The organism is Prosthecobacter sp. (assembly GCF_014879935.1).
Lineage (GTDB): Bacteria > Verrucomicrobiota > Verrucomicrobiia > Verrucomicrobiales > Verrucomicrobiaceae > Prosthecobacter.
Genome location: NZ_JACSRD010000131.1, coordinates 1 through 22,402 on the forward strand (window position 1 = coordinate 1; position 22,402 = coordinate 22,402).

14 protein-coding genes are annotated in these 22,402 nt (G+C 61.5%); 11 read left to right on the forward strand and 3 right to left on the reverse strand.

Annotated features, from left to right (window positions below; genetic code table 11):
* The first annotated feature begins 354 nt into the window (after positions 1–354).
* The 3 genes from IAE77_RS11115 to IAE77_RS11125 all read left to right on the forward strand — a co-directional run bounded on the left by IAE77_RS11115 (position 355) and on the right by IAE77_RS11125 (position 4,087).
* On the forward strand, positions 355–810 hold the full coding sequence (locus IAE77_RS11115) for a ferritin-like domain-containing protein (RefSeq protein WP_294226175.1): 456 nt from the start codon (positions 355–357) through the stop codon (positions 808–810).
* A gap of 24 nt (positions 811–834) precedes the next feature.
* Positions 835–2,406 carry a sialate O-acetylesterase gene (locus IAE77_RS11120; RefSeq protein WP_294226178.1) on the forward strand — a complete coding sequence of 524 codons (1,572 nt, stop codon included), beginning with the start codon at positions 835–837 and terminating at the stop codon, positions 2,404–2,406.
* A gap of 109 nt (positions 2,407–2,515) precedes the next feature.
* On the forward strand, positions 2,516–4,087 hold the full coding sequence (locus IAE77_RS11125) for a long-chain-fatty-acid--CoA ligase (protein ID WP_294226181.1): 1,572 nt from the start codon (positions 2,516–2,518) through the stop codon (positions 4,085–4,087).
* Between the two features lie 41 nt (positions 4,088–4,128).
* Here the strand turns inward: IAE77_RS11125 and IAE77_RS11130 are convergent, their stop codons facing one another.
* The gene (locus IAE77_RS11130; RefSeq protein ID WP_294226183.1) at positions 4,129–5,283 is read right to left on the reverse strand and encodes a XylR family transcriptional regulator; all 1,155 of its coding nucleotides are present in this window, start codon (positions 5,281–5,283) and stop codon (positions 4,129–4,131) included.
* Positions 5,284–5,436: 153 nt separating this feature from the next.
* On the opposite strand from IAE77_RS11130, the gene IAE77_RS11135 reads away from it, so the two are divergent.
* The 8 genes from IAE77_RS11135 to IAE77_RS11170 all read left to right on the forward strand — a co-directional run bounded on the left by IAE77_RS11135 (position 5,437) and on the right by IAE77_RS11170 (position 17,177).
* A complete protein-coding gene (locus IAE77_RS11135) occupies positions 5,437–6,333 on the forward strand; it encodes a sugar phosphate isomerase/epimerase family protein (RefSeq protein ID WP_294226188.1) in 897 nt (298 codons plus the stop codon).
* A 2-nt stretch (positions 6,334–6,335) separates the two neighbouring features.
* Positions 6,336–7,697 (forward strand): enolase C-terminal domain-like protein, encoded by a 1,362-nt coding sequence (locus IAE77_RS11140; protein WP_294226191.1) that lies wholly within the window; start codon positions 6,336–6,338, stop codon positions 7,695–7,697.
* Between the two features lie 12 nt (positions 7,698–7,709).
* Entirely contained in the window at positions 7,710–10,346 is a 2,637-nt protein-coding gene (locus IAE77_RS11145) for a DUF6797 domain-containing protein (RefSeq protein ID WP_294226194.1), read from the forward strand.
* 4 nt (positions 10,347–10,350) lie between these two features.
* On the forward strand, positions 10,351–11,106 hold the full coding sequence (locus IAE77_RS11150) for a ThuA domain-containing protein (protein ID WP_294226197.1): 756 nt from the start codon (positions 10,351–10,353) through the stop codon (positions 11,104–11,106).
* A gap of 9 nt (positions 11,107–11,115) precedes the next feature.
* Complete coding sequence (locus IAE77_RS11155; RefSeq protein ID WP_294226200.1) at positions 11,116–13,983, forward strand: DUF1553 domain-containing protein; 2,868 nt, start codon at positions 11,116–11,118, stop codon at positions 13,981–13,983.
* The gene (locus IAE77_RS11160; RefSeq protein ID WP_294226205.1) at positions 13,980–15,380 is read left to right on the forward strand and encodes a DUF1501 domain-containing protein; all 1,401 of its coding nucleotides are present in this window, start codon (positions 13,980–13,982) and stop codon (positions 15,378–15,380) included. Before IAE77_RS11155 ends, IAE77_RS11160 begins: the two co-directional genes overlap by 4 nt.
* An 88-nt stretch (positions 15,381–15,468) precedes the next feature.
* A complete protein-coding gene (locus IAE77_RS11165) occupies positions 15,469–16,257 on the forward strand; it encodes an SDR family NAD(P)-dependent oxidoreductase (protein WP_294226208.1) in 789 nt (262 codons plus the stop codon).
* 62 nt (positions 16,258–16,319) lie between these two features.
* Positions 16,320–17,177, forward strand: coding sequence for a fumarylacetoacetate hydrolase family protein (locus IAE77_RS11170; protein WP_294226210.1), 858 nt, complete (start codon positions 16,320–16,322; stop codon positions 17,175–17,177).
* A 128-nt stretch (positions 17,178–17,305) separates the two neighbouring features.
* On the opposite strand, the gene IAE77_RS11175 is transcribed toward IAE77_RS11170, so the two are convergent.
* Positions 17,306–21,217 carry a LamG-like jellyroll fold domain-containing protein gene (locus tag IAE77_RS11175; RefSeq protein WP_294226213.1) on the reverse strand — a complete coding sequence of 1,304 codons (3,912 nt, stop codon included), beginning with the start codon at positions 21,215–21,217 and terminating at the stop codon, positions 17,306–17,308.
* Between the two features lie 69 nt (positions 21,218–21,286).
* Positions 21,287–22,402: amidohydrolase family protein (locus IAE77_RS11180; RefSeq protein WP_294226216.1), on the reverse strand; the 1,116-nt coding region annotated here is incomplete at its 5' end.

The following is a 22,402-nucleotide window of genomic DNA, read 5'->3' on the forward strand; positions in this document are numbered from 1 at the left end:
AGATGTGTATAAGAGACAGGTGCACCACAGCGTGCATCCGGACATCGACAAGCCGGTGAAGTTCGTCTGGGGTGCCTGATCTCCGCCCGGGCTGGCTCGCTTGAACACCGGCGGCAAGCGGCGACCTCCAAACCGGGTTATTCCCAGGGAAGCGAAACGGCTCCTTCACTCAATCCGCAGAGCTGTTTCTACCGGGGGCTGGGAACACCCCTGATGAGGCCAAAGCCTGCGGTGGCTGCCATACAGCTCCGCCGGGCTGACTGCGTTCTTTTTTAACGCCGAGGGATCCCCAGGCGGCAGGACACATCCACGACGCGACCATGGCGCGATGGCTGGGAAACAACTTCCTTTGCCATGAATGAGACGCCCGACCCGCACCTGAGCCGCGAGGAAATGATCGATCTCCTGAACGAGGACCTCGCTCGCGAGTACCAGGCGATCATCGCATACGTGGTGTACAGCCAGACGTTGAAGGGCGCGGAATACACGAGCATCGCCGATGAACTTGCGACACACGCCGCGGAGGAGCTCAGCCACGCGCTTCAGATCGCGAAACAGATCGACTATTGCAATGGCACCCCGACGACGATCCCCAGGGAGGTGAAGGTGTCCGACAAGCCGAAGGACATGCTGCGGTTTGACCTCGAAAACGAGCAGGAGACCATCCGCCATTATCGCCAGCGCATCCGGCAGGCGGAGACGATGGGGGAGTATGCCCTCAGCGAAGTGCTGCGCAAAATCATCGCCCAGGAACAGGAGCACCTTCAAGACCTGGCTGACGCGTTGGGAATCGATAACCCGGTGGTTTAGCCGCTTTCACTTCATCTGCCTCCCGTGAGAACGATCTTTTTCCTCCTTCTCGCCACCGGAATGACCTGCATGGCGCGGGCGGAGGTGCGCCTGGCCGAGATCTTCAACGACCACATGGTCCTCCAGCGTGACCGACCTGTCCCCGTCTGGGGCTGGGCAGAGGCGGGCCGGGCGGTCACCGTGAAATTCGGCTCGCAGACGAAGACGACACGGACAGGCGAAAATGGCCGCTGGAAGGTGATGCTGGACCCGCTGCCGACCTCTGAGCTGCCGCAGAATCTGATGGTGTCGGCGCAGACCTCCGTGGCGGTGGTGAAGGATGTCGTCGTGGGCGAGGTATGGCTGTGCGCCGGCCAGTCAAACATGGGGATGACCGTGAAAAACGTCAGGAATGCGGAGAAAGAGATAAAAGCAGCGAATTTCCCGCTGATCCGGATGTACTTCGTCCGCTCTCCCGCCGCCTCCACGCCGCAGGAGCATGGCCAGGGCCTCTGGCACGCCTGCGCTCCACGCACTGTGCCGAATTTTTCAGCCACCGCTTACTTTTTTGGCCGTGCGCTGCATCAGCGGCTGAAGGTGCCGGTGGGACTGATCCATGCATCGGCCGGGGGCACGAAAATTGAGGCGTGGACGAGCCTGGCAGCGATGGAAAAGGCCCCCGAACTTCAGCCACTGCTCGACCGGTGGCGCAGGGACGTGGCCGTCTTCGAGCAGCCGGACCATCTGCCGCGGAACGAAGCCGCGAAGAAGGAATGGCAGGATGCCGTGAAGGCCGCGATCTCCGCCAAGCAACCGCTGCCGCCCACACCAGCCTACCTGGGCCGTGATCCGTTGCATCCGAACCGCCCCGGCAACCTCTTCAATGGCAAAATCGCGCCCCTGATCCCTTTCGCCTTCCGCGGAACGATCTGGTATCAAGGCGAGGCCAATGTGGCGAACGGCCCCCTCTACGCCGTGCAACTGCCGCTGCTCATCCAAGACTGGCGCACCCGCTGGGGCGCGGATTTTCCCTTCGCCTGGGTGCAACTGCCGAACTTCATGAAACGGGAGCCCGATCCCGACGCGGCATCGACTTGGGCACGTCTGCGCGAAGCGCAATCCCAGGCGCTGTCCGTGCCGAAAACCGGCATGACCGTGAACATCGATCTCGGCGACCAGAACGACGTCCACGCGAAGAACAAGCAGGAGATCGGCCACAGGCTGGCCCTGTGGGCGAGGGCGGAGGTCTATGGCGAGAAAATCGAATGGAGCGGCCCGCGCTACCAAAGCCATGCCATCCGCAGCCGCGAGGTGGTCATTCAGTTCAGTCATGCCCAGGGCTTGAAGACCAAGGACGGCGGCGCGGCCGTCAATGGCTTCGCACTGGCAGATGGCACGCATCACTGGCGCTGGGCGGACGCCCGGATCGAGGGCGGGCAGGTGATCGTGTCGCATCCGGAGATCGAATCCCCGGCCGCCGTGCGCTATGCCTGGGCCAACAACCCCGAAGTCAATCTCGTCAACGCCGCAGGGCTGCCCACCGCCCCTTTCCGCACCGATGACTGGCCCATGGATCGTGCATCCAGGCCGCAAACGGCGAAGGCAGGCGCGGAATGAGCCACTCGTGGAAGAGGGCGGAGGTCAATTTGAAGCTCGTGCCCTGGCCCCCCCGGGGTTTTCTCTCGCCATGGCCCGGCACCTTCGGGTAGCTTTCGCGTTTCCCGCCATGGAAACGCCGCTTTCGCCTCTCGACTTCGCCCGCCGCGCCCGCCGACTTTATGCTGACCGTGAATCTGTGGTCGATGGCAGTCTGCGGCTGACGTATCGCGAGTTCTTCGAGCGCTGCGACCGTTGGTCGTCGGCTTTGCAAAAACTCGGTGTGCAGCCCGGTGACCGTGTGGCCACCATCGCGCCGAACACGCATGCACACCTGGAGGCATTTTATGCGATCCCGCAGATCGGCGCGGTGATCGTGCCGATCAATTTCCGCCTCACCGCTGCCGACTTCGCCTACATCCTCAAGCACAGCGGCGCCAAGGTCGTATGCGTGCATGGCGATTACCTCGACGCGGTCGATTCGATTCGCGGTCAGGGGCTCGACGTGGAGCATTTCATCGCCTTTTCGGGCCAGAAAGCCGGTTGGATCGATTACGAGTCCGCGCTAACTGCGGCGACGACGGAGTTCACGCCTGCCGAGGTCGTCGAGACGGAGATGATCGCGCTGAACTACACCAGCGGCACCACGGCCAATCCGAAGGGCGTGATGGTCACGCATCGCAACACGGCGATGAACATCATGGGCCATCTCATGCACACGCGCATCAGTGCGGCGGACCGCTACCTGTGGGTGTTGCCCATGTTTCACGCGAACGGCTGGTGCTTCGTATGGACGATCACCGCCGTCGGCGGCCGCCACGTCTGCATCCCGAAGGCCGATCCGCGGCTCATCTTTGAAACAATCAAACGCGAGGCCGTCACTTTGCTGTGCGCCGCGCCCACCGTGCTCATCAGCATCGCCAACGCCCCCGAAGACGTGCGCAAGGATGCGCCGCGCGGTGTGCGCGTCTTCACCGCCGGCGCTCCGCCCGCCGCGGCCACGATTGAGCGCGTGGAAGGCGAGCTCGGCTGGGAGATCACCCACGTTTATGGCCTGACAGAGGTCTCGCCGATTGTCACCATCAGCGAGCCGCGTCCCGAGCACGCGTCACTGCATCCCGCCGTGCGCGCGGTGATCAAATCCCGCCAGGGCGTCGAGTATCTCGGCAACGCGGAGGTCCGTGTCGTCGATGACGAGGGCAACGAGGTCGCGCCGGACGGTGCAGCTATGGGCGAGATCATCATTCGCGGCAACGCCGTGATGAAAGGCTACTACAACGACCCCGCCGCCACCGAAAAGGCCATCCACAACGGCTGGTTTCACAGCGGTGACGCCGCCGTCGTGCATCCCGACGGTTACATCGAAATCCGCGACCGCTGGAAGGACATCATCATCAGCGGCGGCGAAAACATCTCCTCCGTCGAGGTCGAAGGCGTGCTGCTGCGTCATCCCGCCGTGCAGGAAGCCGCCGTCGTCGGCTTGCCGCACGAAAAGTGGGGCGAAACACCGCAGGCCTTCATCGTGCTCAAACCCGCCGCCGAGACCACGACCGAAGCGCTGCGCCTTTTCTGTCGCGAACACCTCGCCCACTTCAAAGTGCCGCACGGCTTCGAGTTCATCGCCGAACTGCCCAAGACGGCGACTGGCAAGATTCAGAAGTACGTCCTGCGCGGCGGACGGGCGAATATCACGAAACAGTGACTGCGGACACGGGCGCATGGCGAAGCCCGTTCGCCACCGATTTATCGCCTGACCTGCCTCGTCCTCCGATACTGCAACGGCGTGGTGCCCAGATGCTGTTTGAAAACGTGGACGAAGTATTTCGCCTCATCGTAGCCGATGCGCCGGCCGATTTCGGTGACGCTGAGATCGGTGTCCTCAAGGAGTTCACGTGCACGGGCGATTCGCAGCCGCATCTGCTCCTGCTTCGGTGAACGTCCGAGCTGCTGCCGAAAGCGTCGGTAGGCGGCGCTTCGGCTCAGGGGCACATCCCGCAGCACGGCATCGACGCTGATCGCCGAGCACGCTCCATCGCGGATGCGCCGTGCCGTGCTGGCGACATGGTGATCCTCCACAGCGATGATGCTGGTGGATTGCCGCTCCACGATGCGGCGGGGAGGGAAGAACCTGGGAGCTTGGGAGGGCTTCTGCCCGCGCATGAGTTGATCGAGCAGTGCCGCTGCCTCGTGACCGATTTGAACGGAATCGACATCGATGCTGCTCATCGGCGGCGTGGTCAGGTGGCAGAGAAACTCGTCATTATCGACGCCGAGCACCGCGATTTCGTCCGGCACGGCAAAACCGGCGCGCAGACACGCGTCGAGCACCTGCTGGCCGCGATCGTCATGACAGGTCATCAAGGCGCAGGGACGTGGCAGCTTTGCCAGCCAGTGCGTGAGATGCCGCAATTCGCGTTCGGCGTTCAACCGCTTCTTCGAGTGTTGATACACCTCGCAATCAAAACCGCGGGCCTGGAGTTCCGCGCGGAAACGATCTGAGCGCTCATCCTGATACACATGCTGGCCGTAGGGCGTGCCGCAGAAGGCGAAATGACGAAAGCCGCGTTCCAGGAAGTGTTCGAAGGCCAGACGGACGACCTGACGGTTGTCGATGCCGACGATGGGAAGATTCAGACCGGGCAGGGAAGCACGCAGGTCGATGACCGGCACGCCAAGGCGCATCACGGCCTCCGCGGTGGCCGTGTCGTTGATGCGGGCGATCACTCCATCGCCCTTCCACGTGTCCAGCCACGGTGGTGGCGGTTCACCCAGGCCGTGCGGCTGGAAGGTGATCGACCATGGGCCGTGCTTGCGCTGATAGCGAATGATCCCGCGCAGCAGCCCGCGTCCGTATTCACGGGAGGTCTCGACCAGCAGTGCCACGCGGGGTGTTTTCATCGGAGAAAAGGCTAACGCTCAAAAAGTGGCATTTTTTTGGATGAAGTCGGGATGAAACCCTTGTGGCCAATGAAGTATTCTAGCCTGCACGTTCTCCAGCCCTCCATCCGATGCCGGAAAGGGCGGCGCACGAAATCCTGCATCCCTCCAGCCATGACCCCCTGCCTCTTCTCCATCAGCTATGCCGGTTTCTGGGGCCAGTCCGTGCTCCAGATGGCCGATTTCATCCCGCATGCGGCCACGCTGGGCTACGAGTCGGTGATGATCGCTGGCAAACGCCCGCATCTCTCGCCACTGGACGCCGCGGAGCAGATCGAGCCGCTGAAAGCAGCGCTGTCTGCCGCGAAGATCCGCTGTGATGTGATCGGTGCTTACACCAATCTGGCGCAGCCTTCCGGGATCGGCTGCGAGGTGCCGCAGATCGAGTTCCAGATCGCCTACGTCGAGTCGCTGGCACGCATCGCCGCGCAGCTTGGCACAAAGATCATCCGCATCTTTGGCGCCTACGAGATCGACGGTCAGGACCCGCAGACGCAGTGGAACCGCTGCGTGAGCGCGATCCGTGAGATGTGCGACCGCGCGGCCGCGCATGGCGTGACGATTGCCATCCAGAATCATCACGATGTCGGTCTGCATACCGAGGCGCTGCTGGAAATGCTCGCCGACATCGACCGGCCGAACTGCAAACTCGGCTTCGACGCCTGGTCGCCGGCCTTGCGCGGCGAAAAACTCTACGAGGCGGCGAAACTGGCCGCGCCGCACACGGTCATCACGACGAACGCTGATTACATCAAGGTGCCGCGGCATCGATACCGGCCTGAACTGGTGAACTACGAGCGCCAGGAGGTCGATTGGGTGCGTGCCGTGCCGTTTGGCACCGGATTCATCGACTACGAGGCTTTCTTCAACGGGTTCAAAGATGGTGGGTTCGATGGCATCGCCACGTTTGAGATGTGCTCACCGCTGCGCGGTGGCGGTTCGATGGCAAACCTCGATGCTTGCGCCGCCACCTACCTGAACTGGATGAAAGCCCGCCATCTGATCGCCTGACCATGAGCAAACCCACCGACATCCGCATCACTGGCGTCCGCACCAGCTTTCAGCACTACCAGTATCGAACGCCGATCAAGTTTGGCGGCGTGGCCGTGGACTCCGCGGTCGTTCTCGATGTCGAATGCGATGTCGTCTCGCGCGAAGGCCGTGTGGCGCATGGTTCTGGCTCCATGCCGCTGGCAAACACCTGGTCCTTTCCCTCTCGCGAATTGTCCTTCGCGCAGACACAGGACGCGATGCACGTGCTTTCGCAGCGACTGGCAAAGGTCTGCGGCGAATTCACCGAATTCGGCCATCCCATCGAGCTGGGCATCGAATTGGAGGAGCTTTTTCTCGCAGCTGCGGCGGAGTTCAGCCGGGAGCTGCAATTGACGCAGCCGATTCCAAAACTCTGCACGCTGGTGTGCGGCAGCGCCTTCGATGCGGCTCTGCACGACGCGTTTGGAAGGCTCCTCGGCCTCAACTGCTACCACACCTACACGCGTGAGCTGATGAACTGCGATCTCGGCACATGGCTCGGTGCCGGATTCGCGGGTGAATATCCGGACGCATGGCTCCGGCGTGAACCGCAGGCACGCATGCCTCTGTATCATCTCGTCGGTGCCCTCGATCCGATCGATGATGCCGAACTGAGCCAGCCTGTCGGTGATGGACTGCCTGAAACGCTGCCGCAGTGGATTCATCACAACGGTCTCACGCATCTCAAGATCAAGCTCAATGGCGACGATCTGAGCTGGGATCTCGAGCGCATCCTCAAGGTGGATCGCGTCACCGAAGAGACGCAGCGCGAGCGTGGCGTGGCGGCCTGGCATTACTCGCTCGATTTCAATGAACGCTGCCAGAGTGTCGATTACCTCGTCGAGATGATGCGCAAGCTGCGTGAACGCACACCGCAGGGCTTTGACCGCGTGCAATACATCGAGCAGCCGACCGCCCGTGATCTGAAGGCGCATCCGGAGAACAAGATGCACGAGGCGGCGAAGTTGAAGCCTGTGGTGATCGATGAATCGCTCACGGATCTGGAGTCGCTGATGCTGGCGCGTGATCTCGGCTACACCGGAGCCGCGCTGAAGGCGTGCAAAGGCCAGTCGCAGTCGTTGCTGATGGCCGTGGCGGCGCAAAAGATGGGCCTTTTCCTCTGCGTGCAGGATTTGACCTGCCCCGGTGCCTCGTTGATCCACTCGGCCGGCTTGGCGGCTCATGTCCCCGGTGTCGCCGCGATCGAGTCGAACTCGCGTCAGTATTGCCCGGTGGCCAATGATGGCTGGCGCGATCGCTTCCCTGGCATTTTCCAGGTGCGTGACGGCTCCATGGACACACGCTGCCTGAACGGCGTGGGCTTTGGCGCGGTGAAACCTTGATACTCATTTCCCATGAAACCCATTCTCCTGCTTGCTCTGACCATACTCACCGTTTTCGCGGCCGATCCGTCGAAAAAGAACGTTTATCCGCCGCAACCATGGGCCGCGTGGGTGGAGCCGGACTTTCCGTTCTTCTCGTCCATTCTCGACGCACATCGCGAAGGCGTGGGCGAGCGCAATCTCACGCCGCGCGGCCTCATCTTGAAGCTGGAGCACGACTGTTGGGTCTGCTTCGACACGGATCTGCTGCGCGTGTCGGCGATCTGGCGTGGCAAAGGCGTGACGGACAAGGCACTCGCGCCCGGATCTTACCTCGATGCCGGACGAAAGACACCCGGCGGTCAGTTTCCGGCTCCGCAGCCAGATGGAAAGCTCTGGCTTGGCAATGGTCTCTTTCCCGGCTGGCAGAACAGCGAAAAGGTGTCGATGAAAGACCCGCGCGAACCGGCCCCGAGCGAGGAGGAAGTCGGTCGCGGCCCTGTGGCGGAGTCGATCGGGCGTTTCAATGCCGTGCGTCTGGTGAAAAACGGCGTCGTGCTCGAATACAGCGCGGCTGGAGCTGAGGTCCGCGAGTGGTGGCAGGCCAGCGAGCACGACGGCAGGCCGGTGATGGAACGTCACATCAGTGTGAGTGCGACCGCAAAACCACTGACGCTGATCATTGGAGCGAAGGTGAACGGCCCTTCACAGGAAGTTGAAGCCGGCGTGACGGTGACGGGCGGTGCGGAGTTGGTGGGGGATGACGCCGTGTGGGCCGCGCTCGTTCCGCCGCATGATCACACCCTTCAGTTCTGCGTTTCCATCTGTGATGAACACGAGGCACCCGCGATCCAGCCGCAGCAGATCGCCACAAAAGCGCCCGCCGTGCGCTGGCCGCAGGCGGCAGTATCGAAGATCAAACCTGCCGCTTCCAAAGGGCCGTATGTGCTCGATCACGTGGATCTGCCGGATGGCAACCCGTGGAAACGCGCCGTGCGCATCGGCGACATCCAGTTCCTGAAGGACGGCACCGGTGTTGGCATCACAGTGGATGGCGATGTGTGGTTGATCCGTGGACTCGATTCGATGAACGGGCCGGTCACCTGGAAACGCTTCGCCTCAGGACTCCATGAGCCCATGACCTGCGCGATTCGTGACGAGCAGATTTACGTGTTCGACCGCAACGGCATCTGGCGTTTGCGCGACACGAACAACGACGGCGAAGCCGATGTGCATGAACTGTTCAGCAACTGCTTCGCGCAGACAGCGGACATGCGCGAGTTCCCCAGCACGCTGCGTCTCGCGCCAAACGGTGAATTTGTGATCGCAAAAGGCGGCCAGGAGGCCACGACGATCGGCAAGCACAATGGCAGCGTGTTGCGCATCTCTGCCGACGGCAAAAAGGCGACCGTGCTCGGCCACGGCTTCCGCCAGCCGAATGCCGGCGTGAACATCCGCACCGGTCTGGTCACTTCGAGCGATCAGGAGGGGCAGTACATCCCGAGCACACCGTTGCACATCGTGCGCGATCATCAGTTCTACGGGTTCCTCAGCGACAAGCTGCCAAAGGAGCAGTATCCCGCACCCATCGCCGATCCGCTGACGTGGATGCCGCATGCGGTGAACTCCTCCGCGATGTCACAGGTATGGCTCTTCGATGCGAAGATGGGTCCGCTGAACGACACGATGGTGCAGATTTGCTTCAACAAGCCGGAACTGCTCAGCGTGATCATGAACGAGCGTGGCAAACGTCCGCAGGCCGCCGTGGTGAGCATCACCGACGAGTTCGACTTTCCGCCGTTGAACGGCAGCGTGAATCCAAAAGACGGCCAGCTTTACCTCGCGGGCTTCCAAGTCATCGGCTGGGGCAACACGCTCGACACGCTCGCCGGACTCTGTCGTGTGCGCTACACCGGTGCGCCAAGCCCCTTGCCATGTGAGATCGTGCCGATGGACAAAGGCGTGCTGCTTCGCTTCGATGTGGCTGTTGACTCGAAGAAGGCCGCCGATCCCGCCAGCTACTCGCTCGGCACCTGGGGCTACAAACGCGCTCACACCTACGGCAGCGCCCAATACAAGGCCGACGGCACCACCGGCATCGACTGGCTCACGCCGAGCAGCGCGTATGTCAGCAGCGATGGCAAAGCGGTCTTCATCGGTGTGCCTGGCCTGAAGCCGGTGATGCAGCTTCGCATCGGCTGGTCGATCGCCAGCAAGGACGGCATGGAGATGGCACAGAATGCCTACACCACGCCGTATGAGCTCGTCACTTTCGACGCGAAAAAGGAAGGTTTTGGCGACATCACCGTCGATCTGACGCCACGCGCCGCCGCCGCGCAGGTGACAGGACCGGTTTCGATCGAAGAAGGACTGCGTTTGTCGCAAATGCTCGGCTGCGTGGCCTGTCACAGCGTGAAGGACCAGGATCTCTTCAAGATCGGCCCGAAGTGGAACAAGCTCTTCGGCGCGAAGCGCGACTACATCGATGAGAAGAGGAAAAAGGGCCCTGTCGTCGTCGATGACGCCTACATCCGCGAATCCATCCTGCAGCCCGCTGCCAAACGTCACGCCGATTTTGCCAGGAGCGAATACGCCATGCCCAGCTACGCGGGCGTCGTCACCGAATCCCAGCTCGAATCACTCATCCTCTACATCAAATCGCTCAAGTAACGCCATGAAGCTTCTCCGCTCCCTCATTCTCATCCTCATCTGCCTGGCCCCGGCAGCGCAGGCCGCAAATCTCGTCTTCATGATCGGCGAGGACGAGTATCTCACGTGGGAAACGCTGCCTGAGTTCGCGAAGGGCGATGTCGAACCGCTCGGACACAAGGTGACCATCATCCACGCCGACGTGGCGGACAAAAGCCACTTCCCGGGCATCGTCGAGGCGCTGAAGGACGCCGATCTGCTGCTTGTCAGCGTGCGTCGCCGCACACCGCCGAAGGAGCAACTTGATGCGGTGCGTGCTTATCTCACTGCGGGCAAACCTCTCATCGGCATCCGCACGGCCAGCCACGCGTTCGCTTTGCGACCGAAGGACAAGCTCATCGACGACAAGCACGCGAACTGGCAGGAATTCGACCCCGAGGTGCTTGGCGGCAACTACAGCAACCACCATCGGGGTGAGGACAAAACGATCCTAATGCTCTCGCCCGGTGCCGAAGGCCATGCGATCCTGCAAGGCATCACGCTGAGCGAACTCATCGGCAACGGCACTCTCTACAAGAACACCCCGCTGGCGAAGACGACCACTCCCTTGCTCATCGGCACCATTCCGAACCAGCCTTCGGAGCCCGTGGCGTGGACGCATCGCTACGGTCCGAAGCAGGCGAAGGTCTTCTACACGTCATTGGGACACGCCGACGACTTCAAGGAGCCCGCCTTCCGTCGTTTCATGCTGAATGCAATCGCCTGGGCGCTCACACCGTAATCCTGTCACGTGAGATCCGTCGCCTTCATCGCCGTCGCATTGCTCCAGCCTGCGCTGGCGGCTGATGAACTGGGTTTCAACCGCGACATCCGCCCGATCTTCTCTGAAAACTGCTTCGCCTGCCACGGACCGGACGCAAAGGGGCGCAAAGCCGATCTGCGGCTCGATGTGGCTGGCGCGGACTGGCGGGAGGTCATCGCCCGCGTGACCTCATCCGATCCCGATGAGCAGATGCCGCCACCGGATTCCCACAAGAAGCCGCTTTCCGTCGCACAGGTCGGTGCCTTGAAGCAATGGGTCGCGGAAGGGGCGAAGTATCAGAAACACTGGGCCTTTGAGCCTTTGAGGCATGATGCGAAGGACAACATCGACTCTCTGGTCGGCACCAGACTGAAGGGGAAGGGGCTCGACTTCGCACCGGAAGCCGATTCACGCACGCTCATCCGTCGTGTGTCGCTCGATCTGACCGGTCTGCCGCCCACGGAGGCGATGCTGGCGAAGCCTTACGAGGCGGTGGTGGACGAACTGCTCGCGTCGAAGCATCTCGGTGAGCATCTTGCCGTCGCCTGGCTCGACGCGGCACGTTACGCGGACACAAACGGTTACTTCGGCGACAAGCCGCGCCAGATCTGGCCGTGGCGAGACTGGGTGATCGACGCGTTCAACGCAAACATGCCCTTCGACCAGTTCAGCATCGAGCAGCTCGCGGGCGATCTGCTGCCGGACGCCACCGTGAAGCAGCGCATCGCCACCGGGTTCAATCGCAACCACATGGCGAACAATGAGAGCGGCAGCATTGACGAAGAATTCCGCACCGAATACGTCGTGGACCGCGTGGATACGACGATGACGACCTGGCTGGGCCTCACAGCAGGTTGCGCGCAGTGCCACGATCACAAGTTTGACCCGATCTCGCAACGCGAGTTCTACCAGCTCTTCGCCTTCTTCAACAACGTGCCCGAGCAAGGGCTGATCCGCGCTGACAATCCACCTCCGCTCATCGAAGTGCCCACCGACGAGCAGAAGGCCACCCTAGCCAAGGCACAAGTGATGACAAAGACCGCGAAGGCGGCCTTTGCGTCGGTTCACGAGGCATTGAAACCGCCAATGATCGCGTGGGAGAAAAACGCGGCGAAAACGCTGCAGCAGCCGCCTGGCGATGCCCTGCTTCACGAGTCGTTTGACGGCCCAAACTCCATGGTTGGCAATCAATCCGGGCCGGAGGCTGGCGTGCGGGGGATGGCGGCGAAGTTTGATGCAACGCAGCATGTCGAATCGCGTGTCGAAGGCTTCAATGCCGATCAACCATGGACGACCGGCTTGTGGGTAAATGCCGATGGCTCGCTGAGCTGTCCGCTCTCGCTGATCGAGCCGGAGGGTGAACGTCGTGGTCTGGAGCTGATCTGGCAGAAGGGTCGTCTGCAGGTGAACCTGGTGCACCGCTGGGGAGCGAGCGCCATCGAGGTTTCCACGGTCGAGGCTCTGAGCGCGAAACAATGGCATCAGATCGTCGTGAGCTACGACGGATCACGGAAGGCGGCCGGTTTGCGGGTGTTCTTCGATGCGAAACCAACGACGCTGGAGGTGCGTCGTGATTCGCTCGTCGGCAGCATCGTGAACCAGGAGCCGCTGCGGATCGGTCGTCGCGATTCGGGCCTCGGTTTCTACGGTTTGATCGACGAGGTGCGTCTCGTGACCGGTGCACTCGAACTGCAGGCCGTGGACAAGTGGTTTTCGGGAGAGCGCATCCGCGGCATCGTCGAAACCACACCTGCCAAACGTCGCGCGGCGGATGCGGAGGTGCTGCTGGACTACTACATCACGCGTTTCGGCGATGTGCCGACGCAGAAGGCACGTGAGGCCGTGTTATCGGCCCAAAAGAGGGAGCAGGCGCTACGCGAGGCAATTCCAACAACGCTGGTGATGCAGGAGATGCCAGAGCCGCGCACGGCGCAAGTGCTGGATCGAGGCCAGTATGACAAACCGTTCGAGCCTGTGAAGCCCGGCGTTCCAGCGGCGATTGCTCCGTGGCGAAGCAATTTGCCTGCAAACCGCCTCGGCTTTGCCAAGTGGCTGTTTTCGCCGGAGAATGCGCTCACCTCTCGTGTGACCGCGAATCGCTTCTGGGCGCAGTGCTTTGGCGCAGGACTGGTGCGCACACCGAATGACTTCGGATCTCAAGGTGAGGTGCCGACGCATTCTGAGCTGCTCGACTGGCTCGCAGCCTCGTTTCGTGACAGTGGATGGAATGTGAAGGCGCTGCTGAAGCAGATCGTCATGTCGCGCACCTATCGTCAGGACTCACGGATCATGCGTGATGACGATCCGGAGAACCGGTTGCTTGCGCGTGGCCCCAGCGGCCGACTTTCCGCCGAAATGCTGCGCGACCAGGCGCTCGCGGTCGCCGGTCTGCTCGTGCCAAAGATCGGCGGGCCAAGCGTGAAGCCGTTCCAACCACCCGGCTTGTGGGAAGCGGTGAGCTACAATGGTGAAGAGACGTATGTGCCTGACGCGGGGGATGGTTTGTGGCGGCGCAGCCTCTACACCTATGTGAAGCGCCAGTCGCCGCATCCGATGCTGCTCACGTTTGACGGCCCCACCCGTGAAAAATGCACTGTGCGCCGCGCCAGCACGAACACGCCGCTGCAGGCGCTGCTGTTGCTCAATGACGAAACCTTCGTGAAGGCTGCGGAAGCGCTCGCGAAACGTTCGGAGGGCCGGAAGGATCGCATCGCATGGATGTTTCGCACCGCGACATGCCGTGAGCCTGAAGCGGACGAACTGAAGCTTCTGCACGGCCTGTTTGAGCGCCACAAATCGCTTCCGTTGGCCGCGCACGCGATCCTGAACCTCGACGAAGTGATCACGAAACGATGAATGAGTTGCTCCAGCGTCGTCAATTCCGCTGTGGCTCAGGTTTGAGCCTCGGCGGCATGGCGCTGGCGTCGCTGATGGGCGACGCGAAGGCGATGACGCACTTCGCGCCGAAGGCGAAGCGGGTGATTTACCTGTTCATGCACGGCGGGCCGTCGCAGCTCGATCTTTTCGATCACAAACCTGGGTTGAAGCAACTGCACGGGCAGGAGATTCCCGCATCGGTGGTGGGCGGCCAGCGACTGACGGGCATGACCGACAAGCAAAAGTCGAAGCCGGTCACGGCGTCATTGTTCAACTTTGCACAGCATGGTCAAAGCGGCGCATGGGTGAGCGAACTGCTGCCGCACACGGCGATGATCGTCGATGAGCTGTGCGTCATCCGCTCCATGCACACGGAGGCGATCAACCACGATCCGGCGGTGACCTATCTGCAAACCGGACATCAACAGCCCGGCCGGCCGAGCTTTGGCGCCTGGCTGAGCTACGGCCTCGGCTGCGAGAGCCGTGATCTGCCGGCTTTCGTCGTCATGGTGTCACGCGGCAGCGCGGCGCGTCCCGCCGATCCGCTGTATGCGCGGTTGTGGGGCCCGGGATTTCTGCCGTCGAATCATCAAGGCGTCGCGCTTCGTAGCAGCGGCGACCCGGTGTTGTATCTCTCGAACCCCTCAGGTATCGACAGCGCCACGCGTCGCGATGAGCTGGATGTGATCGCGGCTTTGAACAAGAAGCAGTTTGCGCTGCATCGCGATCCGGAGATCGCCACGCGCATCTCGCAGTATGAGATGGCCTTCCGCATGCAAAGCAGCGTGCCTGACTTGACTGACGTGGGTGACGAAAGCGCGGCCACGCTGGACGCCTACGGCCCGCAGGCGCGGCAGCCGGGCAGTTTCGCCGCGAACTGCCTGCTGGCGCGGCGCATGGCGGAGCGCGGCGTGCGTTTCATCCAGCTCTACCATCGTGGCTGGGACCAGCACTACAACCTGCCGAGCGATCTGCGTCTGCAATGCGGTGACGTGGATCAACCGGTCGCTGCCTTGATCCGCGATCTGAAACAACGCGGCCTGCTGGATGAAACGCTGGTGATCTGGGGCGGTGAATTTGGACGCACGACCTACTCGCAGGGAAAGCTGGAGCCGACGAATCATGGTCGAGACCATCATGGGCGCTGCTTCGCGATGTGGCTGGCCGGCGGAGGCATCCACCCGGGCCTGCAATTCGGCGAGACGGACGACTTTTGCTTCAACATCGCCCGCGATCCGGTGCATGTGCATGATTTGAACGCCACGCTGCTGCACCAACTCGGCCTCGATCACGAGCGGCTCACCTACCGCTTCCAAGGTCGCGACTACCGGCTGACGGATGTGCACGGAAAAGTCGTCCAAGGCCTGCTGGCTTGAGCAACGGGCGAAATAGATGGCGGTGCCCCCTTGAGCATCGCCGCAGGCTCGCCATAAAGAACGGCTCCCCAACCCACCCGCGACGATCATGCGACTTCAAAACCAGGTCATTCTCATCACCGGCAGCACCACAGGCATCGGCGAGCAGATGGCGCGTCGTTTCATCCAGGAGGGCGCAAAGGTCATTCTCCATGGCCGTGATGCCGCGCGCGGCCAGGCGCTGCTCAAGGAGCTCGGAGAGGACAAGGCTGCGTTTTGCCAGGGCAGCCTCGAAGACGCCGCGTATCCCGAAAAACTCGCTGCGGATGCCATCGCGGCATTTGGCAAATTGGATGCGCTGGTCAACAACGCCGCGCTCACCATCCGTGGCCGCATCGACACGACGGACGCGACCTTTTTTGACCGCATGATGGCCGTGAACGCCCGTGCGCCGATGCTGCTGATCCGCGCCTTGCTGCCGGAGTTGAAGAAAAATACCGGCGTCGTGCTCAACATCGGCTCCGTGCTCGCGCACTGCGGCCAGGCGAACATGCTGGCCTACTCGATGTCCAAAGGCGCTCTCATGACGATGACGCGCAATTTGGCCGATTCGCTCGGCATGGACCGCGTGCGCGTGAACCAGCTCAATGTCGGCTGGACTCTCTCCGACAACGAATATCAGGTCAAAATCGGCGACGGCCTCGGCGAAGGCTGGCCGGAGCGCCTGCCTGCCTCGGTGGTGCCGATGGGCCGCTTGTTGATGCCGGACGACATCGCGACCGCTGCCGTCTATTGGGTGAGCCGCGAAAGTTATCCCGTCACCGGCACCGTCGCGGAGCTGGAGCAGTATCCGATCATCGGCCGCTACGCGAACGCCGAAGGTGACGAGAAAAAATGACGAATGCTGAATGTCGAATGACGAATTGAAACCGAGAACCGCGAACTGAGAACCACACGACCATGAAACTGATCCGCTTTGGAAACCCTGGAGAAGAAAACCCCGGCCTGCAGCTCGAAGATGGCCGCCGCATCGACGCGAGCGCCTTTGGCAGCGACTACGATGAAAAATTCTTCGGTGGTGGTGGCTTGGAACGTCTCGCCGCCTGGGCCAAGGCCAACGCAGCTTCGGCGCCCACCGTGGATGCCAGCACGCGCCTCGGGCCGTGCATCGCACGTCCGAGCAAGATCATCTGCATCGGTTTGAACTACGTCGATCACGCCAAGGAGAGCGGCATGCCGATTCCGGCGGAGCCCATCGTGTTTTTCAAAGCAACGAGCGCCATCTGCGGCCCGAATGACAACGTTGTCATCCCGAAGAACTCGAAGAAGACCGACTGGGAGGTCGAGCTCGCCTTCGTGATCGGCAAAAAGGCCAGCTACGTCAGCGAAGAGGACGCGATGAGCCATGTGGCCGGCTACTGCGTGCACAACGACTACAGCGAACGCGAATGGCAGCTTGAGCGCGGCGGCCAGTGGGTCAAAGGCAAGAGCTGCGACACCTTCGCACCGATCGGACCGTTCCTCGCCACGAGCGATGAGATTTCCGACCCGCAGAACTTGAAGTTGTGGCTCAAGCTCAACGGCAAGACGATTCAGAACAGCAGCACCGCGCAGATGATCTTCGGTGTGAAGAAGTTGGTGAGTTACTTGAGCCAGTTCATGAGCCTGCTGCCCGGCGACATCATTACCACCGGCACCCCTCCCGGCGTCGGTCTCGGCTTCAAGCCGGATCCCATCTTCATGAAGCCCGGCGACGTCATCGAACTCGGCGTCGAAGGACTCGGCGAGCAGGGACAGACGGCGGTTGCTTGCGTGTAAGCGTCCGAACGTTCGGTTTCACCACAGAGAGGCGGAGAAGCAGAGAAGGCAGAGATTCATCTGACCAAAAACTCTGCTATCTCTGCCTCTTTGCTCCTCTGCGGTTATAACGAGCAGCTCAATGCAGGCTACTTCACCTTCATCACCCCGTTCATGACCATCCAGTGGCCGGGGAAGGTGCAGAGATATGGGTAGTCGCCTTTTTCCTTCGGCGCGGTGATGTGAATGGTGAAGCTCGACTGCGGATTCGTCATGTCGGTGTAGGCGATCACGTCGTCGCTGTCGGGCACGTAGTGCTTCGCGAGGCCCTGCGGGTCGGTAATCATGAGATTGGCGAGGTTGCCGACTTTTTGCAGCGTGCCGGGCTTGGCGAGCATCCAGTTGTGCGGGACGACGTCGGGATTCTTGAAGACGATGGTGAGTTTTTCGCCGGCTTTGGCGGTGAGCTGCTTCTGCACGTATTGCAGGCCGAGCGCGGCTTCGATCACGATTTCACGCCCGCCTTCGCCCTTGGCCCATGGATTGGGTTTCGCGGGTTTCGGGGCTTCGAGTCCGATCTGCGCGGCATGATTGGTCTTGGCGATCTTCGTGTAGCCGGGGAATTCGGTGAAGGGCTCGGCGAGCGCGTGCGCGGTGAGGAAGATGTCGTGGCCGATGCTCACGTGCAGATGAATCTGGCTGGCGGTGACGATCTGCGGGATTTCGAGGAAGAGCGTTTTGCCGCCATCGAGCTTCTGCACGCTGCGCACCTCCAGCGGATCGTGGCCGGGCGTGTCGGCATACTTCACGGAATACTCCGGCGAGCCATATTGCGGCCCGTATTTGTAGTTCCAGCACTGCGCGAAGCACGTCGCGGCCTCCGCGTCCTTCACCGCCTGGTTGAAACGGATGATGACGCCGTTGTCGCGAGCCTCAAACGCCATCGGCACCGGTTTGTCGCCACCGGTGAAGCGCACGCGCTGAAAGCCCCCGTCCTTCGGCGTGTAGCTGCCCCAGCCCTGCATGCCGTTCACATACAGATGCCCGTCCTTCGGATTGAATCGCGCACACTGCGGCCCCGAGTCGAAATTCCCGCTAATTTTGACCGCCGCCGCCTGCCAGCGACCCTTCACCTGCTGCCGCATCACCAGCCAAGCACCACCACCGCCCGAGGAGAGATGGATGAGATTGTTGTCGCCCTTCAGTGCGGCCCACTTGTCGCTCGTGATGAAGACCTGCGAGCTCGCCGAGTTGTCCTCGCCACGCGGCAGATACATCATCACCGGCTCCGGCGGCTTCCCATCCTTCGGACCACCCGCACCAAAGTGCGCGCCGAGATTCTGATCGAGCTCAATCTGGCAAATCGACGTCGCCGGCGTCCAATCGCCCTCCTGCACACTCGTCGTGACAAAGCGCCCATCCGCCGAGAGACCGAGGCCGTTTGGATTGCGGAAGCCAGTGGCGAGCACCTGAAGTGATGCGGGCACTCCTGCCCGCAATGAAGCGCTTTCGGCGGGCAAGAGTGCCCGCCCCGCTTCAATCCGACACACGCCCTGATTCCCCGACGCGAAATACCATCGCCCTTCTTTGTCCGCCTCCAAGCCCACAATGAAATCATGCCCACCAGGCGAGGTCTGCATCGCATTCGTCACGCACTCGTAGAAATCGGCTTCGTCATCGCCATTCAAATCCTGCAAACAGGTGATCTGATCGCGACCAAGCACATAAAGCTTGTCCTCGATGATCTTCATCCCCAGCGGCTGATGCAGCCCGGTCGCAAATCGCTTCCAGCGCAACTTCTCCAGCTTCTCGTCGATGCCCTTCACGAGCCACACTTCACCCGTCATCGTCGCGACTGCCGCAGTGCCATCGCTGAAAAAATCATGCGCCGCGATGAAGAACAGCGTGCCAAACGGATTCTCGAACGGAATCGTGATCCGATCCGTCGCGAAAGGCGTCTGCGTGCCGAGTTCACCCTTTGTTTCGAGCCATTGAGGCCACTGGGTAGCGGCTGGCTTCGGCAGTTCGGTTTCGCTGGTGATGATGGTGACTTCTTTGCCACGACGGAACAAGCCGCGGAAGGTGCCGGAGAGCTTCTTCTCCTCTTTGGAGATCACTTTGCCATCCATCGGCGCTCCGGCCATGAAACCGTGCCGGGCATCATTGAGCTTGATGAAGCCGCCGGACCATTCGAGACGCCAAGCCATGCGTTCGGGATCAAAAACCGCCGCTTTGTCGTCGAACCGCACACAGATGCCTTTCGGAACGGTGACACCGCCACCTCTGAAGACGCCGCAGAAAAGACTGCCCACATCACTCGCGGCCCAGCGGCCATCCTTCCACGTCACCTGATCGTTCTGATTGCCCCAGTGGCCTTGCTGGCCGCCGTCGAGGCCGGGGAAGGGCGGGATGAGCGCAGGCAGCGGCTTCTGCTTCATGAAATGCAGCGCCTGCTTGCCGTAGAAGTCGAAGACGCGCTCGCGATTCACGAACTCCTGCCAGTGGATGTTTTGCGACTTGTCGAGCGGCGGCAGGTCTGGCGTGAACTCGGCAGCCTTCGGCGCGGGCGGCGGCAGGAGCGAGTCGAGATCGTCAAAACTCCACAAGCCGAGCGTGTTGTCCATGCGCTGACGCGGCGAGGTGGTTTTGCGCGGCTTCATCACGCCTCGCGTGAGGCGCACATCATCGAGAATGCCATCGCAGCCGATGCCGCCTTCGACGAGCCGGCCGAAGGCCAGACGTAGATCGGACTTTCCAGTCCGATTCGGATTGGGAACGGACTGGAAAGTCCGTTCTACGTTGGCGACCTGCTTCCCATCCACCCACATCACCACGCCTTGCTCATCCACGCTCGCGAGCAAGTCGTGCCACTTCCCGTCGCACACATCGACCTTCGAATCGAAATCGCCGCCGCGTCCAGGCATGTAGAGCGCCAGCGTGCCGCGACCCGCGTGCGTGTAGAGTTCCCAATGCGTGGCCGACGACTTCATCTCGGACGCGACGAGGATGTTGAAGCCCTTTTTGCCATCCAGCTTCGCGCGACACTCCACCGTGAACGGCAACTTCGCATACTCCGCATCCCCATCGACCACCCAACCGCCCTTCAGTGCCTTGCCAAACTCCTCACTCAACGATGCCACGGTCTCCGCTTTCCCGACCTCTGACTTCTGACCTCTGACTTCTGACTTCTCACTCCAAGTGCGATACTTCGGCTTCACGCTCGGCTTCGCATCATCAAGCTGCGGCACGAGCCACTTCAAGCCATCGAGGTTGTCGAGCAGCCGGCCTTCGGCGTCTTCATTCGTGTGATTGAGTATGCCAATCGGGCCGTTGTAGCCGCTGGCGCGGATTTGGCGCAGCACCGTGACATCCTGCGTGCCAACGCCGAGCGGGAGGATCTTGCGGCCCTTTGTATCGCCCGCGATGTCCATGCCGTTGAGGTTCAGGCAGAGGAGGTAGGGCTTCATGGCCTCGATGGCCTGCGGCAGGCGATCGAGATGGCTGTGACCGTGATGCAGGTTGTAGATGATGCCCACGTTGTCCGTGCCGTAGTTCTTCTTCAGATACTCGCACACGGCGACCATGTTCTCCGGCTCGCCGCCCCAGCCGCCGTGATTGTAGATGCCCACCTGGCTGCCGATGGCCTTCGCCTTGGCCAAAATGGGCAGTAGACCTTCCGCAGCGGTTTTGACCTGGGCTTCTTGCGTGTCGCCAGTGCCCTTCATCATGATCCAGAGCTGCGGATGCAGTTTGTATTTCTCAAACAGTCGCAGCGCCTCGTCATGCACACCCCAGAACGCGAACATCTCGACGCCGTTCTTCTGATAGGCGAGAATCTCCCGCTCAAACTCCACCACATGCTCCGGCCGCCAGTCGTAGGCGATCTTTTTGATGCCCATCTTCGCCACCATCTCCGCGCGAGCCTCCGGCGAGCGCTTCTTCGCATCAAACGGCACGATGCACCACGCAGCGAGGTTTTGTTGGTCGAACAGCGTGTCTGCTGCGTGAGACTGGCTTACCAAACTAAAGAGAATAGCAAAAAAGAGGAGGCGGAAGGACATGACGTGAAACGGGGGTTGCTTACAACGCGGATTTGGAAGGGGATTTCATCCCATGTCAGGTCGGCTGGTTCAATGGGTGGACGGTTTCACCAACTGACCGGCTTTGACGACACCGCCTTGGATGACGGCGATCAAGTTGTCACGATTTTCCAAAATGGAGATGTCTTTGATGACGTCGCCATCGACGACGAGCACGTCGGCGAGCTTGCCTTTTTCGAGCGAGCCGATCTCGTTGGCGCGCCCAATCATTTTCGCGCCGCCGAGCGTGGCGCACTTGATCGTGTCGAGCACGCTGAAGCCGACGTAGTTCACAAAGAACGTCAGCTCCTGCGCGTAGGTGCCGTGCGGGGTCCAGCCGAAGCCGTAATCGCCGCCTAGGCCGAGTGTGCCGCCCGCTTTGAGCACCATGCGCGCGCTTTCGGCTCCGGCTTCAAGCGTCTCCTGATGACCGTCGATCACACGCTGCGACAAACCGAAGTCCTTGCCGCGATCCACGCTGAACTTCTCGAAGCCCAAGCCTGGGCACATCGGCGCGTTGCGCTTCAAAAGCAGATCAAGGCACTCGGCGTCCATGAAGGTGCCATGCTCGATGGCGTCGTAACCGGCCTTGAGCGCATTGTAGATGCCGTCGCGGGCGCGGCAGTGTCCAGTGACTTTGAGGCCGTGATTGTGCGCCGTCTGCACGACGGCGTGCATTTCGTCAAAGGTCATGCACAGCGTGTGGTGGTCGTTGATGTCCGGCGAGGCCGCATCGCCCGTGGGATAGGTTTTCACCCACTCGATGCCGTCTTTGACGAGTTTTCGCACCGCAGTGCGAGCCTGCTCCGGGCCGTTCACGATGAAAACGATGCCCTCCATGCCGATGCGGCGATAATCCGGGTTCCAGTCCATCAAACCGCCCGCGCCGCAGATTTCGCGGCCACTGGCTGACAAGCGTGGACCGGGGATCATGTCCTCCTCGATGGCTTTTTTCATCCACACGTCGATGTTGTGGAGGCAACCACCGCTGCGCGCCGAGGTGTAGCCGCATTCGAGCGCTGTCTTGGCATTCACGGCGGATTGCAGCGTGACATATTCGACCGGGAACTTGATGTCGAGGTCCTGCAGCTCGGTGACATTGAAATAGGTCAGGTGAATGTGCGCCTCGATCAGCCCCGGCATGATCGTGCCGCCCTTCGCGTCGAT